Genomic DNA, 14,518 nt, shown 5'->3' with positions numbered 1-14,518 from the left:
GGCGCTCCGACGGCCCTGATGTGCCGAGATCACGCGATCTCGGCACAGGGGGTCAGCGGGCGAGGAGCTCGCTCAGGACGTCGGCGGCGCGGTCGATCGCGGCGCGGTCGACGTCCAGGTGCGTGACGAGCCGGATCTTGCGCGCGCTGACCTGCGACACCAGCACGCCCTGCGCCTTGGCGGCCTCCGCGACCAGCGGGGCCTCCACGTCGTCCAGCACGACCATGTTGGTCGGCACCGTCGACGGGTCGATGCCCAGCCGCTTGGCCAGCAGCTGCGCGTGCTCGTGGTCCTCGCCCAGCCGCGGCAGGTGGTGGTCGAGCGCGTACAGGCAGGCCGCCGCGAGCACGCCGACCTGCCGCATGCCCCCGCCGAGCCGCTTGCGCCACAGCCGCGCGGTCGCGATCCGCTCCGCCGACGAGACCAGCACGGAGCCGACCGGCGCCCCGAGGCCCTTGGAGAAGCAGACTGACGCGGTGTCGGCGAGCGAGCCGTAGGTCGACAGGGGCACGCCGGAGGCGACGTGGGCGTTCCAGATGCGGGCGCCGTCGAGGTGCACGGCGACGTCGGCCCCCCGCGACCAGTCCCACAGCTCCTGCAGCTGGTCGAGCGGCTGGACGAGCCCGCCGCCGCGGTTGTGCGAGTTCTCCACGGCGATCGCGGCGGTCGCGGTGAGGTGCCAGTTGTCCTTGGGCCGCACCTGCTCGATCAGCTGCGCGGCGTCCAGCCGGCCGCCGTCGGACACCACCGTGCGCGTGGAGATGCCGAAGATGGCGGCCGCGGCACCCATCTCGTAGGTGACCACGTGCGCGTCGGCGTCGCAGAGGATCTCCTGGCCGGGCTCGCAGACCAGCCGCATCCCGATCTGGTTGCCCATCGTCCCGGACGGCACGAACAGCGCCGCCTTGTGGCCGAACAGCTCCGCCGTCCGCTCCTCGAGGGTGCGGACGGTGGGGTCCTCCTCGTAGACGTCGTCCCCGACCTCGGCCTCGGCCATGGCGCGGCGCATGGCCGGGGTGGGCTTGGTGACTGTGTCGGAGCGGAGGTCCACCCACTCAGCCACGGAGCATCTCCGCGACCAGGAACGCGAGCTCCAGCGACTGGCCGGTGTTCAGGCGCGGGTCGCAGGCGGTCTCGTACCGGCTGTTGAGGTCCTCGTCGCTGATCTCCATGGCGCCGCCGAGGCACTCGGTGACGTCCTCGCCCGTCAGCTCGACGTGGATGCCTCCCGGCCAGGTGCCCAGCGCGCGGTGGACGTCGAAGAAGCCCAGCACCTCGTCGACCACCCGGTCGAAGTGGCGGGTCTTGTAGCCCGTGGAGGACTCGTGGGTGTTGCCGTGCATCGGGTCGCACTGCCACACGACCTGGTGGCCGGACGCGGTCACCTTCTCGACGATCGCCGGCAGGACGTCGCGGATCTTGCCGTTGCCCATGCGGCTGATCAGCGTGAGCTTGCCGGGGAGGCCGTCGGGGTCCAGGCGCTCGACGAGCTCCGTCGCCTGCTCGGGCGTCGTCGTCGGGCCGATCTTCACGCCGATCGGGTTGGCCAGCTTCGAGGCGAACTCGATGTGCGCGCCGTCCATCTGGCGGGTCCGCTCCCCCACCCACACGAAGTGCGCCGACGACGCGTAGGCCCGCCCGTCGTGCACCCGCAGCAGCGCCCGCTCGTAGTCGAGGATCAGCGCCTCGTGCGAGTTGTAGAGCTCGACCGCCCGCAGCGCCTCGGAGTCGACGCCGCAGGCCTTCATGAACGCCAGGGCGCGGTCGATCTCGCGGGCGATGACCTCGTAGCGCACGCCGGCCGGCGAGCTGGCGACGAAGTCCTTGTTCCAGTCGTGGACGGCGTGCAGGTCGGCCAGGCCGCCGCGCGCGTACGCCCGGATCATGTTCATCGCCGCCGCCGAGTTGGCGTAGGCGCGCACCAGCCGGTTCGGGTCGGGGATGCGCTTCTCCAGGACCGGCTCGAGCGAGTTGACCATGTCGCCCCGGTAGGAGGGCAGGCCCAGCGCGTCGGTGTCCGAGGAGCGGGGCTTGGCGTACTGCCCGGCCACGCGGCCGACCTTCACCACCGGCACGCTGGCGCCGTAGGTGAGGACGACGGCCATCTGCAGCAGCGTCCGCGTGGTGCTCTGCAGGTGCGGCTCGGTGTTGAGGTCGAAGGTCTCCGCGCAGTCGCCGCCCTGGAGCAGGAACGCCTTGCCCTGCGCCACCTCGGCCAGCTGGGCCCGCAGGCCGTCGATCTCGGCGGGCGCGACGATGGGCGGCACCGTTGCCAGCGTGCCGAGGACGGCGTCCAGGGCGGCGCGGTCGGGCCACTGCGGCTGCTGGGCGGCGGGGAGGTCCTTCCACCGGTCGAGACCGGGCACCAGCTCAGCAGGTTCGGGGAGACTCACGGCACCGAGGGTACTTCCCGGCCGTGCCGCCCCCGATCAGCCGAAGAAGACCTCCGCCTCGGCGTAGCGCTCGGCGGGGACCAGCTTGAGCTGCGCGGTGGCCGCCGACAGCGGCACCCGCACGATGTCGGTCCCGCGCAGGGCGACCATCACGCCCGACTGCCCGTCGTGGACGGCGTCGACCGCGGCCAGCCCGAACCGGGTGGCCAGCACCCGGTCGAACGGCGACGGGGTGCCCCCGCGCTGGATGTGCCCGAGGACGACGGCCCGCGCCTCCCGGCCGGTGCGCTCCTCGATCAGCGAGGCCAGCGCGGCGCCGATGCCGCCGAGGCGGACGTGCCCGAAGGCGTCCTTCTCCCCCGTCGACAGCACCATGTCGCCGTTCTTCGGCTTGGCGCCCTCCGACACGACGACGATCGGCGAGTAGCCGGACTCGAAGCGGTGCCGGCAGTGCTCGACCACGCCGTCGACGTCGAACGGGTTCTCCGGGATGAGGATGACGTTCGCGCCGCCGGCCATGCCCGCGTGCAGCGCGATCCAGCCCGCGTGCCGGCCCATGACCTCCACGACCAGGGTGCGGTGGTGGCTGTCGCCGGTGGTGTGCAGCCGGTCGATGGCCTCCATGGCCACGCCGACGGCGGTGTCGAAGCCGAACGTGTAGTCGGTGGAGTCGAGGTCGTTGTCGATCGTCTTGGGGACGCCGACCACGCGCACGCCGGCGTCGGCGAGCTTGGTCGCCACGCCCAGGGTGTCCTCGCCGCCGATCGGCACGAGGGCCTCGATCCCCAGCCGCTCGAGGGTCGCGAGCACCCGCTCCGGGCCGCCGTCGACCGCGTACGGGTTGGTCCGGGACGTCCCGAGCACGGTGCCGCCGCGCGGCAGGATCCCGCGGACGGCCGCGAGGTCCATCGCGACGGTGTCCGCCTCGAGGACCCCGCGCCATCCGTCGCGGAAGCCCACGATCTCGTCGCCGTGCTCGGCGATGCCCTTGCGGACGACCGCCCGGATCACGGCGTTGAGCCCGGGGCAGTCACCGCCGCCGGTCAGGATGCCGATCCGCATGCTGTTCCTCCGGGAAGGAGTCGGGCCCCCACGTGGTTGGACGGCGTCATGATGCCGCAGGTCACAGCGTTACCGGGGACTTCTTCGTGATCACGCTCACCGGGGTCACCGGAACGCTCGGCGGACGGGTCGCCGCGCGGCTGGCGGCCGCCGGCACCGCTCCCCTCCGCCTGGTCGTCCGCGACGCCGGCCGCGCGCCCCGGCTCCCGGGTGCCGAGGTCGTCGAGAACCCCGGCGGGTACGCCGACGGCGAGGGGCTGCGGGCCGCGCTCGCCGGGACCGACATCCTGTACCTCGTCTCCGCCGCGGAGGCCGAGGACCGCCTCCAGCAGCACCTGACCGCTGTGGAGGCCGCCGCCGCGGCGGGCGTGCGGCGGATCGTCTACACGTCGTTCGTCGGCGCCGACCGCCCCGACCCGACGTTCACGCTGGTCCGCCACCACCGGGCGACCGAGGAGGCGATCCGCGGCACCGGGCTCGCGCACACGTTCCTGCGGCACAGCATGTACGCCGACTTCGTCCCCTTCTTCGCCGTGCGCGAGGGCGACCGGGCGGTCATCGCGGCACCGGCCGGTGAGGGCCGGACCGGGTTCGTCTCGCGGGACGACCTCGCCGACGTCGCCGCCGCCGTCCTGCTGCGGGACGACGGCGACCTGGACGGCCGGGCCCTCGAGGTGACCGGACCGGAGGCGCTCACGCTCGCCGAGGCGGCCGAGGTGCTGACGGAGGTGACCGGCGTCCCCGCGAAGTACCGGCCGCAGACGACCGACGAGGCGTGGGCGACGCGGCGCCCCTCCGGCCACCCGGACTGGGAGATCGAGGGCTGGGTGACCAGCTACCTCGCGATCGCGGCCGGCGAACTGGCCGATGTCACCGACGCCGTCCCCCGGCTCACCGGGCACCCCGCCCGCACCGTCGCCGAGCACCTGCGCGCGCACCCGGAGGACTGGGCGCACCTGCGCTAGACCCCCGTGGCGCCGTCGATCCCTTCGCGCAGCAGGTCGGCGTGGCCGTTGTGCCGCGCGTACTCCTGGATCACGTGCAGCAGGACCAGCCGCAGCGAGTAGGCGGTCCCGTCCCGGTCGGTCCCGGTGACGTCCAGCGACGGCGCCGCCTCCTCGATCCGGCGGGCGTGCGCGATCTCGGCCTCCCAGGCGTCGAACGCCTCGGCCGTGTCGGCGTCGGCGGCGTCGTAGGCGACCTGGAAGTCGCGCTCGGCCGACCACACGAGCGGCACGTCCTGCCCGTCGACGACCCGGCGGAACCAGGAGCGCTCGACCTCCGCCATGTGCCGCACGAGGCCGAGCAGCGACAGCGTGGAGGGGGGCATGGAGCGCCGGCGCAGGTCGTCGTCCGAGAGCCCGGCGCACTTGAGCGCCAGGGTGGCCCGGTGCCAGTCGAGGTAGCCGCGCAGCGTCTCGCGCTCCCCGCCGGTGAGCGGCGGTTCGGTCCGTCCGTCGGTCATCGGGCCATCCTGTCGGCCGGATGTCGGTCCGGTCACGAAGGCCCCGTCGGGTACCGGTCCGCGCCCCGCCTGCCGAGAAACGGAACGACAGCAGCCATTAGTGCTGCGGACGACACGGAGGACGACGGGGCAGATGCGCGGGATCGCAGTGCCGGGCTGGGCCGCCCCCAGCGGCTGGGGCATCCGGACCAAGGTGGTGGCGCTGGCGGTGGCCAGCGTCGCCGTCACGGGCGTGGCGATGGGCGGGGTCAGCGCCTGGCAGAGCGGCCGGTTCGCCGACGACGCCGAGCAGGACGTGCGCGCGCTGGTCGAGGAGGACATCTCGCGCACCGCCGCGGGTGTCCACGACGTCGTCTCCACCCAGGGCGCGTCCACGTCGGCGAAGGTCGACTCGGACCTCGCGACCGCGCAGTACGTCCTGCAGCAGGCGGGCGGCTTCTCGATCGACGGGTCCGGCAAGAACCTGGTGCCGTGGGACGCGAAGAACCAGCTGTCCGGCGAGGTCAGCCCCGTCCAGCTGCCCCAGGTCCTCGTGGGCGGGCGGTGGCTCGGCAAGAACGCCGACGTGAACGTGCCCACGCCCGTCGTCGACACCATCAAGTCGATGGTCGGCGCCACCGTGACGATCTTCCAGAAGACTCCCGAGGGCAACTACCTGCGGGTGGCCACCAACGTCCAGGCCGCGTCCGGGGCCCGGGCGATCGGCACCTACATCCCGGCGGTCAACCCGGACGGCCGGCCCAACCCGGTGGCCGCCGCGGTGAGCCGGGGCGAGACCTACCGCGGCAACGCGTTCGTCGTCGACTCGTGGCTGGTGTCGGCCTACGCGCCGCTGACCGGCCCGGGTGGGGACGTCGTCGGCGTCCTCTACGTCGGCGTGAAGCAGGAGAACCTGCCCGCGCTGCGGGAGAGCCTGAACGCCACCACCGTCGGCGACACCGGGCACATCGAGGTCTACGGGGGCACCGGCGACCGGGCCGGGACCGTGCTGATCAGCCCCGACGGCGTCCGGGACGGGGAGAACATGCTCGAGGCGACCGACGCCGAGGGCACCCCGTACGTGCAGGAGATGGTGGACGCCGCGGTCGGCCTCGAGGCCGGCGAGCAGGCCACGGTGCACTACGTCGACCCCGACGCCGGGCCGACGACGGTGCGCCTCACCTACTACGCGCCCTGGGACTGGGTGATCGCGACCGTCGCGCGTGACGGCGACTTCTCCGGGCCGGTGGAGTCGATGGAGGACGGCCGCTCGTCCATGATCAGCGCCCTGCTCGTCGCCGGACTCGTCATCGCCGTGCTCGGCGGGCTCGTCGCCTACGGGATCGGCCGCCGGCTCACCGGGCCCCTGCACCACCTGCGCGACCGCATGGCCGAGATCGCCGACGGCGAGGGCGACCTGACCCAGCGGATGGACGACTCCCGCTCGGACGAGGTCGGCCAGCTGTCGGCGGCGTTCAACCGGTTCGTCGACAAGGTGGCCGGCACCATCCGCGACATCGGCCGCTGCGCCCAGGAGGTCGCCTCCTCCGCGGCCGGCGTGGCCACCGTCGCCGACGGGCTCGCCCAGCGGGCGTCGCGCAGCCGGGACCAGGCGCAGGGCGCGCACTCCTCGGCCGCGGAGATCAGCTCGAGCGTCAGCTCGGCCGCCGCGGGCGCGCAGCAGATGGGTGCCTCCATCTCCGAGATCGCCCGCAGCGCGACCGAGGCGGCCGAGGTGGGCCGCCAGGCGGCCGACCTGGCGCAGCAGACCGAGGCGACCATCGCCGCCCTGGGTGCCAGCTCGGCGGAGATCGGCGACGTGGTGAAGGTGATCTCCGGGGTGGCCGAGCAGACGAACCTGCTCGCGCTGAACGCCACCATCGAGGCCGCCCGCGCCGGTGACGCGGGCAAGGGCTTCGCGGTCGTCGCCAACGAGGTCAAGGAGCTGGCCCAGGAGGCCGGCAAGGCCAGCGAGGAGATCGCCCAGCGGGTGCAGGGCATCCAGAGCGAGACATCGGCCGCGGTGGGCGCGATCTCGCGGATCGCCGAGGTGGTCCGGGCGATCAACGACCACCAGACGACGATCGCCAGCGCCGTGGAGGAGCAGACCGCGACCACCAGCGAGCTGACCCGCAGCGTCGCGGCCGCCGCCGACGGCGCCGGCTCGGTGACGACGACGCTCACGGCCGTGAGCCGGGACGCCGACGACAGCGCCGCGGACGTCGACCGGGCGCGGGCCGCCGCCCGGGAGCTCGACGGCCTCTCCCGCGAGCTCAACCGGCTGCTCGGGGTCTTCACCGTCTGACGCACGGTCGCTGTGCGCCGGCCACCTCATCGCGCCCCGATGAGGTGGCCGGCGCACAGCCGCGTGCGGGTCAGCCCGTCGCCATCGACCAGACGGTCGGTCCGCCGTCGGGGAGCGCCAGCTCGTGCCGCACCGCCAGGCCGTGCGCCTCGTAGAACGGCACGTTCGCCGGGTTCATGGTGTCGAGGCAGGCCACCAGGCCCGCCTTCCGGGCGGCGGCGACGCCCCGGTCGAGCAGCTCCCCGCCCAGCCCCTCGCCCCGGCAGGCGGGGTCGACGCCCAGCAGGTGGAGGTAGGCGTGCGCCCGGGGCGGCCGCACCTCACCCAGCACCGCCATCGCGCCGCCGATCGCGGCCGCCCGGTCCGCGCCCATGAGCGCCGTCATCAGCCCGCCGAGCGTCGGCAGCCGGTCGCCGTCCCGCTCGGGCTGCCCGGGCCACTGCCACATCGCCACCGCCACCGGCCGGTCGCGGTGGACGCAGTCGACCCGTCCCGCCTCGAGGTAGTGCTCGGCGAACAGGCCGAACATCGCCGCGCACGCGTGCGGGCGCACGTCGTCGTCCGGGAAGAACCACACCATCAGCGGGTCGGCGGCGAACGCGCGCGCCAGCAGGGTGCGCGCCTCGACGGCGGTCAGGTCGGCCACGGCGGGCAGCCTGGCGGAACGCCGCCCGGGCGCCAAGACGTTCAGGCGCGGGCGGCCGCCATCGCCTTCCAGCGCTCGAGGTTGTAGCGGGCGTCGACCAGGGCGTCGTGCGTGCCGCTCGGCTTGGGCGGAAGCGGCGGCTGCCCCAGGTCGTCCCAGCGCTGGCGCAGCTCCCGGGTGAAGCGCGGTATCGGGCGCGGCAGCGCCGGCATCGCGCCCCACAGCTGGGCCAGGGCCACGTGGTCGTAGGCGGCGAACCAGGCCCAGAGCTCGATCTCCTCCCCGGGCCCGGTGAGGAAGGCCAGGAGGTCCTCGCGGATCCGCTCGCGGCTGCGCCAGGCCTTGTCCGCCGGGGGCGGGAGCTGGTCGAGCACGTTGCGCCGGACCCACGGGATGGCCTTGCGCTCGTCGAACTCGGTGCTCACCGCGTAGAACTCGCGGCCGGTCTCGTCGACGACCCCGATGGACACGAGGTCGATCGTGGTGCCGTCCTCGATGAACTCGGTGTCGTAGAAGAAGCGCCGGGTCACCCGCCCACCGTAGGCGCGTCGTGCGGTGGGGCCGGCTCCTGCCAGCTGTCGCGGACCGCCACGGCCTCCACCTCGACCAGCTGGTCGGGCCAGCCGAGCACCGTGACCCCCACCAGCGTGCTCGGCGCGTCGTGCTCGCCGAACGCGGCGCGGACGACGTCCCACGCGGCGACGAGGTCGCTGCGGTCGGTCGTCGCCACGTACACGGTGGTCTTGAGGACGTCGCCCAGCCCCGCGCCGGCTCCCCGCAGCGCGGCTTCGAGGTTCTCCATGACCTGGCGCGCCTGGCCCGCGACGTCGCCGACGGCCACCGTCGCGCCGTCGGCGTCGAGCGGGCAGGCGCCGGCGGTGAACACCATCCGCCCCGGGTCGGTCACCGCGGCGTACGCGTAGGGGGCCGTCCCGGCCAGCGAGGACGGTCGGACGAGCTCGATCCCGGTGGTCACCGGCCGATCATGGGCCACCGGCGGGCCGCGTGCCGCCCGGAGTCGATAGGTTCGCCCCATGCCGGTGCTGGCGATCGATGCAGGGACGACCGGGGTGACCGCGCTGGTCGTGGGCGAGCAGGGCGACGTCCTGTCCCGCGGCTACCGCGAGTTCGCGCAGCTCTTCCCCCGGCCAGGCTGGGTCGAGCACGAGCCCGACGACATCTGGACGGCGACCGTGGCGGCCTGCCGCGAGGCGCTGGCCGGCACCGACGCCGAGCCCACCTGCGTCGGCATCACCGACCAGCGGGAGACCGCCGTCGTCTGGGACCGGCGCACCCTGCACTCCCCGCGCCCCGCGATCGTCTGGCAGGACCGCCGGACGACGGGCATCTGCGACCGGCTGCGCGGCGACGAGGAGCGGGTCTCGCAGCTCACCGGCCTGCGGCTGGACCCCTACTTCACCGGCACGAAGTTCGCCTGGCTCGCGGAGCACGAGCCCCGCGTGTGGTCCGGCGTCCGCGACGGCGCCCTGGCGCTCGGCACGGTCGACTCCTACGTCATCGCCCGGCTCACCGGCGGCGCCGCGCACGTCACCGACCCCACGAACGCCAGCCGCACGCTTCTCTTCGACCTGGAGAAGGGTGCCTGGTCCGACGAGCTGTGCGACCTGTTCGACGTCCCCCGCGCGGCGCTGCCCGAGCTGGTCCCCAGCTCCGGCGTCGTCGGCACCACGGACCCGGACGCGTTCCTCGGGCTGTCCCTGCCGGTCGCCGGCATCGCCGGCGACCAGCAGGCCGCGCTGTTCGGGCAGGCCTGCTACTCGCCCGGCGACTCGAAGTGCACCTACGGCACGGGCTCGTTCGTGCTCACCAACACCGGCTCCACCCCGGTCCGGTCGGACGCCGGCCTGCTGACGACGGTGGCGTGGGACCTCGGCGACGGCCTGGTCTACGCGCTCGAGGGCGCGATCTTCGTGACCGGCGCGGCCGTCCAGTGGCTGCGCGACGGCCTCGGCCTGATCGACTCCGCGGCCGAGATCGAGGGCCTGGCGCGGACGGTGCCCGACGCCGGCGACGTCGTCTTCGTGCCCGCCCTGACCGGCATGGGCGCGCCGCACTGGGACCCGCACGCCCGCGGCGCGATTCTCGGCATCACCCGCGGCACCACCCGGGCGCACCTGGCGCGGGCCACGCTGGAGGCCATCTCGTTCGAGGTGCGCGACGTCGTCGACGTGATGGTGGACGAGGCCGGGCTGGAGGTGCCGGAGCTGTCCGCCGACGGCGGGGCGAGCGCCAACGACCTGCTCCTCCAGCTGCAGGCCGACCAGCTGGGTGTCCCGGTGCGCCGGCCGAAGGTCACCGAGACGACCGCGCTGGGTGCGGCGTTCCTCGCCGGCCTGGGCACCGGGGTGTGGAGCAGCACCGACGAGCTGGCGCAGACCTGGGCGCTGGACCGCCGCTTCGAGCCCGAGGAGGGACACCGCGACGACGGGCGGCACGCCCGGTGGCGTGCCGCCCTCCCCCGAGCAGGCGGCTGGACCGGCTGAGGGGACTTCCTGTACCGGAAGTCCCTCCTCAGGCGGCGCCCTTGGAGCGGTCGCCGACGGAGTTCTTCCCGAACTCCTTGCCGTTCAGGGCCGCGATGTCGCGCTCGAGCTGCGGCACCCGCTTCGCCGACACCGCCATCGCCACCTTCTCGGCGACCACGCCGGTGACCATCTGCCGGAGCGCCGAGACCACGCCCACCGACCCCGGCACGAACACCCGGCGGCCACGGGTCTCGAGGTTCTCCACCAGCGCGTCGGCGCAGGCCTCGACGGACGTGTAGGCGCCCAGCGGGCCGGGGAGCTGCTTGCGGGTCGCCTTGAACGTGGGCAGGGCCTCCTCGGTGTCGCGCACCATGTCGGTGTCGATCCAGGTGGGGTGCGCGCTGGCGACGGTGACCCCGCGGTAGGCGACCTCGAGCCGCAGCGCGTCGCCGAACCGTTCGACGCCGGCCTTCGCCGCGCAGTAGGCGCTCATCCCGGGCAGCACGGTGAAGGCCGCCGCCGAGCTGATCAGCAGCACGTGCCCCTTCCGCTTCGCGATCTCCGGGAGCGCGGCGTGCGTGGTCAGCATGGCCCCGATGAGGTTCACCTCGATCGTGCGTGCCAGGGCGTGCGCGGAGCTGGTCATGACCGTGGTCAGCGGTGCGATACCGGCGTTGGCCACCACGACGTCCAGCCCGCCGAACGTGTCGACGGTCCGCTGGACGGCGGACTTCAGCGCGTCGGCGTCGGTGACGTCGGCCTCGACCCACAGGTGCTCGGGGCCGAGCTCGGCGGCGACCGCGGCCAGCTGCTCCGGCTCCAGGCCGACGAGGGCGACCCGCGCTCCGCGGGCGGCGGCCCGGCGGGCCAGCTCCGCGCCGATGCCCCGGGCCGCACCGGTGATCAGGACCGTCTTCCCGGCCAGGGGCGTGCGGGGGCGCTGCCTGCGGAGTGACGCCATGGGTGCTCCTCGGGTCTGGAATTGCTGTGTCGGAGAGGTACAGCTCCAATTGAGCCTGCTCAGGGGCCGTTGTAGCTTGTTGAGCGTTGCTCAGCAAGCCGGAGGACAGGAGCCCGTCCAGGTGACCAGCACGCTCGAGAACCAGTCCGCCACCGTCCCGACCGCCCTCCGGGACGTCGGCGTCGCGATCATCGGCTCGGGCTTCGCCGGGCTCGGCATGGCGATCGCGCTCAAGCGCCGCGGCGAGACCGATTTCGTCGTCCTGGAGCGGGCCGGCGACGTCGGCGGCACCTGGCGGGACAACACCTATCCCGGCGCGGCCTGCGACGTGCAGTCCAACCTCTACTCCTTCTCCTTCGCGCAGAACCCCGACTGGGGCCGCTCCTACTCGGAGCAGCCGGAGATCCAGGCCTACCTGCAGCGGACCGCCGACCGGTTCGACGTCCGGCGCCACTGCGTCTTCGGTGCCGACGTCACCTCGGCGCGCTGGGACGACGCCGCACAGCGCTGGCACGTCTCGACCACCGCCGGCGACTTCCGGGCCCGCGTGCTCGTCTCCGCCGCCGGCGCGCTCGCCGACCCGACCTACCCCGACATCCCCGGCCTCGACTCGTTCGCCGGCACGGTGATGCACTCCGCCCGGTGGGACGCCTCCCACGACCTGACCGGTGAGCGGGTCGCCGTGATCGGCACCGGCGCCTCGGCCATCCAGGTGGTGCCCGCGATCCAGCCGGTGGTCGGCACGATCACCGTCTACCAGCGCACCCCGGCCTGGGTGGTCCCCCGCACCGACCACCCGGTGAAGCCGTGGATGCAGAAGCTCTACCGGTTCGTCCCGGGGTTCCAGAACGCGATCCGCGCGTTCCTCTACCTCTTCCGCGAGTTCCTCGTCATCGGCATGGCGAAGAACCGGCGCTTCCTCAAGCCGGTCGGCAAGCTGGCCCGCGCCCACCTGCACCGCCAGGTCCGCGACCCGAAGCTCCGCAAGGCGCTGACGCCGGACTACACCATCGGCTGCAAGCGCATCCTGATCAGCAACGACTACTTCCCCGCGGTGGCCGCGCCCAACGCCGAGCTGGTCACCGCCGGCATCCAGGAGGTCCGGCCGCGCTCGATCGTCACGGTCGACGGCGTCGAGCGGCCGACCGACACGATCGTCCTGGCGACGGGCTTCCACGTCACCGACCTGCCGATCGCCGAGAAGATCTGCGGCCGCGACGGGCGCTCGCTGGCGCAGGTCTGGGCGAACGGCATGGTGAGCAACAAGAGCGCCGCCGTCGCCGGGTTCCCCAACATGTTCCTGCTGGTCGGCCCGAACGTGGGGGTCGGCCACACGTCGATGGTCTACATGATCGAGTCGCAGGTGGCCTATGTCGACGACGCGCTGCGCACCATGGACGCCGAGGGGCTGGCCGTCCTGGAGACCACCCCCGAGGCCCAGGAAGCCTGGCGCTCGCTGATCGCCGAGAAGTCGAAGGGCACCGTGTGGCTGGCCGGCGGCTGCGCCAGCTGGTACCTGGACCAGCACGGGCACAACACGACGCTCTGGCCGGACTTCACCTTCCGGTTCCGGAAGCTCACCCGGGCCCTCGACCGCGAGAACTACGTCGGCGTCCCCGCCGGCACCGAGCGCCCGGAGGTGGCGGCGTGAGCACCCAGACCCTCCTCCGCCAGGTGGCCGCCGTCCGCACGCCGGACGACGCCCTCATCCACGCCGTCGTCGACGGCTCCGACGACGCCCCGGTCACCCTCGTGCTCGCCCACGGCTGGACGCTGGCGCAGGCCTCGTGGGACGACGTCGCCGAGCTGCTCACGCCGCAGGTGTCCGCCGGCGAGCTCCGGCTCATCCGCTACGACCAGCGCGGCCACGGCCGCTCGACGTGGGGCCGCTACGCCGACGACGTCGCCGAGCTGACCATCGACCAGCTCGGCGAGGACCTCGGCACGCTGCTGGACGAGCTGGCGCCGTCGGGCCCGGTGGTGCTCGGCGGGCACTCGATGGGCGGCATGACGATCATGTGCCTGGCCGCGGCCCGCCCGGAGCTGTTCGGCCCGCGCGTGAAGGGCGTCGCTCTCGTCTCGACGTCGGCCGGCGACCTCGCGCCCGCGGGCGAGACGCTGCTCGAGCGGCTGCAGCTCAAGCTCGCGCCCGGGATGGTCACCGCCGCGATCGGCGGCGCGCGGGCGCTGGAGCGCGTGCGCCAGCTGCTGCCCCCCACGCACCCCCGCCACCAGAAGATGGTGCGCGAGCTGCTCTACGGCTCCGACGCCACCGACGAGATGGTTCTCGGCGGCGCCGAGATCATGCACGCCTCGACGGTGCGCGCCTTCGCCGCCTTCTACCCGGCGCTCGGCGAGCACGACAAGCGCCAGGAGCTGAAGGCCCTGGCGGACGTACCCGTGGAGATCCTGGTCGGCGACAGCGACAAGCTCACGCCGAAGCGGCACAGCCACCAGCTCGCCGAGGCGCTGCCGGAGGCGCACCTGCAGATCGTCCCCCGGACCGGTCACATGCTCCTGCAGGAGCGCGCGCCCCTCACCGTCGAGGCGATCGGGCGGCTGCTGGCCGCCGCGACGGCCGACCGGGCGGCCGCGTGAGGGGCGCCCCCCGCCGATGACGGCGGCATCGCGCCCCGACCACCCGCGACTGCGGCGCACGGCCGGCGACCGCCGTGCGCAGCTGGTGCAGATCGGCCTGAAGCTGCTGCCCACGACGCCGGTGCAGGAGCTCACGATCGACGAGGTCGCCCGGCGGGCGGGTATCAGCCGCAGCCTGCTGTTCCACTACTTCGCCACCAAGCGGGAGTACTACACCGCCGTCACCCGGGCGGCCGCCGACCTGCTCTGGGAGCACCTCCTCCCGGCGCCGGGTACGCCGCCCGAGCAGCAGGTCACCGGGATGCTCGACCGCTACGTCGGCTGGGTGGAGACGTTCCGGGAGAGCCACCTGGCGTTCGTCCGCGGCGCGGGTGGCGGTGACCCGTGGGTGTCGGAGGTCTACGAGGAGACCCGGGCCCGGCTGGTCGAGGTCGCGCTGACCGCGCTGGAGCTCCCGGACGACGCCCTGCGCCGGCAGCTGGTGCTCGCCTGGTTCGCCTTCACCGAGGACCTCGTCGGCCAGTGGGTGCAGGAGCCGACGATGAGCCGCGACGACCTGCTGCGGCTGCTGCGCGACGTCCTGGACCGGCTCGTCGACCGCTGAGCCGGCTCTTCGTGCAGGA

The 14,518-nt window shown here is 73.7% G+C and carries 14 protein-coding genes; 6 read left to right on the top strand and 8 right to left on the bottom strand.

What is annotated here, in order from left to right; genetic code table 11:
• Positions 1-52 precede the first annotated feature (52 nt).
• From ACI78T_RS15210 to ACI78T_RS15200, 3 genes are read right to left on the bottom strand one after another with little or no spacing between them, the layout of a single operon-like run.
• Positions 53-1,063 (bottom strand): threonine aldolase family protein, encoded by a 1,011-nt coding sequence (locus ACI78T_RS15210; RefSeq protein ID WP_456558951.1) that lies wholly within the window; start codon positions 1,061-1,063, stop codon positions 53-55.
• Complete coding sequence (locus tag ACI78T_RS15205) at positions 1,056-2,393, bottom strand: class II 3-deoxy-7-phosphoheptulonate synthase (RefSeq protein ID WP_456558950.1); 1,338 nt, start codon at positions 2,391-2,393, stop codon at positions 1,056-1,058. The genes ACI78T_RS15210 and ACI78T_RS15205 overlap by 8 nt, the downstream gene beginning before the upstream one ends.
• Positions 2,394-2,429: 36 nt before the next feature.
• Positions 2,430-3,455 carry a 6-phosphofructokinase gene (locus tag ACI78T_RS15200; protein ID WP_456558949.1) on the bottom strand — a complete coding sequence of 342 codons (1,026 nt, stop codon included), beginning with the start codon at positions 3,453-3,455 and terminating at the stop codon, positions 2,430-2,432.
• A gap of 86 nt (positions 3,456-3,541) precedes the next feature.
• Between ACI78T_RS15200 and ACI78T_RS15195 the strand changes: the two genes are divergently transcribed.
• Entirely contained in the window at positions 3,542-4,420 is an 879-nt protein-coding gene (locus ACI78T_RS15195; RefSeq protein ID WP_456558948.1) for an SDR family oxidoreductase, read from the top strand.
• Here ACI78T_RS15195 and ACI78T_RS15190 read toward each other — a convergent pair.
• Complete coding sequence (locus ACI78T_RS15190) at positions 4,417-4,920, bottom strand: DinB family protein (protein ID WP_456558947.1); 504 nt, start codon at positions 4,918-4,920, stop codon at positions 4,417-4,419. The two genes, ACI78T_RS15195 and ACI78T_RS15190, sit on opposite strands and share 4 nt — an antisense overlap.
• Before the next feature lie 133 nt (positions 4,921-5,053).
• On the opposite strand from ACI78T_RS15190, the gene ACI78T_RS15185 reads away from it, so the two are divergent.
• Positions 5,054-7,204, top strand: a complete 2,151-nt coding sequence (locus ACI78T_RS15185; RefSeq protein ID WP_456558946.1) for a methyl-accepting chemotaxis protein — start codon at positions 5,054-5,056, stop codon at positions 7,202-7,204.
• A 70-nt stretch (positions 7,205-7,274) separates the two neighbouring features.
• Here ACI78T_RS15185 and ACI78T_RS15180 read toward each other — a convergent pair whose 3' ends face one another.
• The 3 genes from ACI78T_RS15180 to ACI78T_RS15170 are packed head-to-tail and all read right to left on the bottom strand — an operon-like array spanning position 7,275 to position 8,826.
• Positions 7,275-7,850: a GNAT family N-acetyltransferase gene (locus ACI78T_RS15180; protein WP_456558945.1), complete on the bottom strand. Its 576-nt coding sequence runs from the start codon at positions 7,848-7,850 to the stop codon at positions 7,275-7,277.
• Between the two features lie 41 nt (positions 7,851-7,891).
• Positions 7,892-8,380, bottom strand: coding sequence for a polyadenylate-specific 3'-exoribonuclease AS (locus ACI78T_RS15175; protein WP_456558944.1), 489 nt, complete (start codon positions 8,378-8,380; stop codon positions 7,892-7,894).
• The gene (locus tag ACI78T_RS15170; RefSeq protein ID WP_456558943.1) at positions 8,377-8,826 is read right to left on the bottom strand and encodes a RidA family protein; all 450 of its coding nucleotides are present in this window, start codon (positions 8,824-8,826) and stop codon (positions 8,377-8,379) included. Before ACI78T_RS15170 ends, ACI78T_RS15175 begins: the two co-directional genes overlap by 4 nt.
• A 58-nt stretch (positions 8,827-8,884) precedes the next feature.
• On the opposite strand from ACI78T_RS15170, the gene glpK reads away from it, so the two are divergent.
• Entirely contained in the window at positions 8,885-10,354 is a 1,470-nt protein-coding gene (glpK, locus tag ACI78T_RS15165) for a glycerol kinase GlpK (RefSeq protein ID WP_456558942.1), read from the top strand.
• 28 nt (positions 10,355-10,382) lie between these two features.
• Here glpK and ACI78T_RS15160 read toward each other — a convergent pair whose 3' ends face one another.
• Entirely contained in the window at positions 10,383-11,297 is a 915-nt protein-coding gene (locus tag ACI78T_RS15160; protein ID WP_456558941.1) for an SDR family oxidoreductase, read from the bottom strand.
• 121 nt (positions 11,298-11,418) lie between these two features.
• Here ACI78T_RS15160 and ACI78T_RS15155 point away from each other — a divergent pair, with 121 nt between their 5' ends.
• Genes ACI78T_RS15155 through ACI78T_RS15145 form a run of 3 tightly spaced genes read left to right on the top strand, consistent with a single transcriptional unit; the run spans position 11,419 to position 14,499 of the window.
• The gene (locus ACI78T_RS15155) at positions 11,419-12,948 is read left to right on the top strand and encodes a flavin-containing monooxygenase (protein ID WP_456558940.1); all 1,530 of its coding nucleotides are present in this window, start codon (positions 11,419-11,421) and stop codon (positions 12,946-12,948) included.
• Positions 12,945-13,895, top strand: a complete 951-nt coding sequence (locus tag ACI78T_RS15150; protein WP_456558939.1) for an alpha/beta fold hydrolase — start codon at positions 12,945-12,947, stop codon at positions 13,893-13,895. Before ACI78T_RS15155 ends, ACI78T_RS15150 begins: the two co-directional genes overlap by 4 nt.
• 16 nt (positions 13,896-13,911) lie before the next feature.
• Positions 13,912-14,499, top strand: coding sequence for a TetR/AcrR family transcriptional regulator (locus tag ACI78T_RS15145; RefSeq protein ID WP_456558938.1), 588 nt, complete (start codon positions 13,912-13,914; stop codon positions 14,497-14,499).
• The last annotated feature ends 19 nt before the right edge of the window (positions 14,500-14,518 follow it).

This window comes from Blastococcus sp. SYSU D00922 (genome assembly GCF_054050495.1).
The sequence above is the reverse complement of the archived record's forward strand: the minus strand, read 5'-3'. Positions and strand labels throughout refer to the sequence as shown.

Bases quoted from the DNA above. Each gene is read 5' to 3' on its own strand.
- ACI78T_RS15160 (WP_456558941.1), bottom strand. From the start codon at position 11,297: ATGGCGTCACTCCGCAGGCAGCGCCCCCGCACGCCCCTGGCCGGGAAG.
- ACI78T_RS15190 (WP_456558947.1), bottom strand. From the start codon at position 4,920: ATGACCGACGGACGGACCGAACCGCCGCTCACCGGCGGGGAGCGCGAG.
- ACI78T_RS15145 (WP_456558938.1), top strand. From the start codon at position 13,912: ATGACGGCGGCATCGCGCCCCGACCACCCGCGACTGCGGCGCACGGCC.
- ACI78T_RS15200 (WP_456558949.1), bottom strand. From the start codon at position 3,455: ATGCGGATCGGCATCCTGACCGGCGGCGGTGACTGCCCCGGGCTCAAC.
- glpK (WP_456558942.1), top strand. From the start codon at position 8,885: ATGCCGGTGCTGGCGATCGATGCAGGGACGACCGGGGTGACCGCGCTG.
- ACI78T_RS15185 (WP_456558946.1), top strand. From the start codon at position 5,054: ATGCGCGGGATCGCAGTGCCGGGCTGGGCCGCCCCCAGCGGCTGGGGC.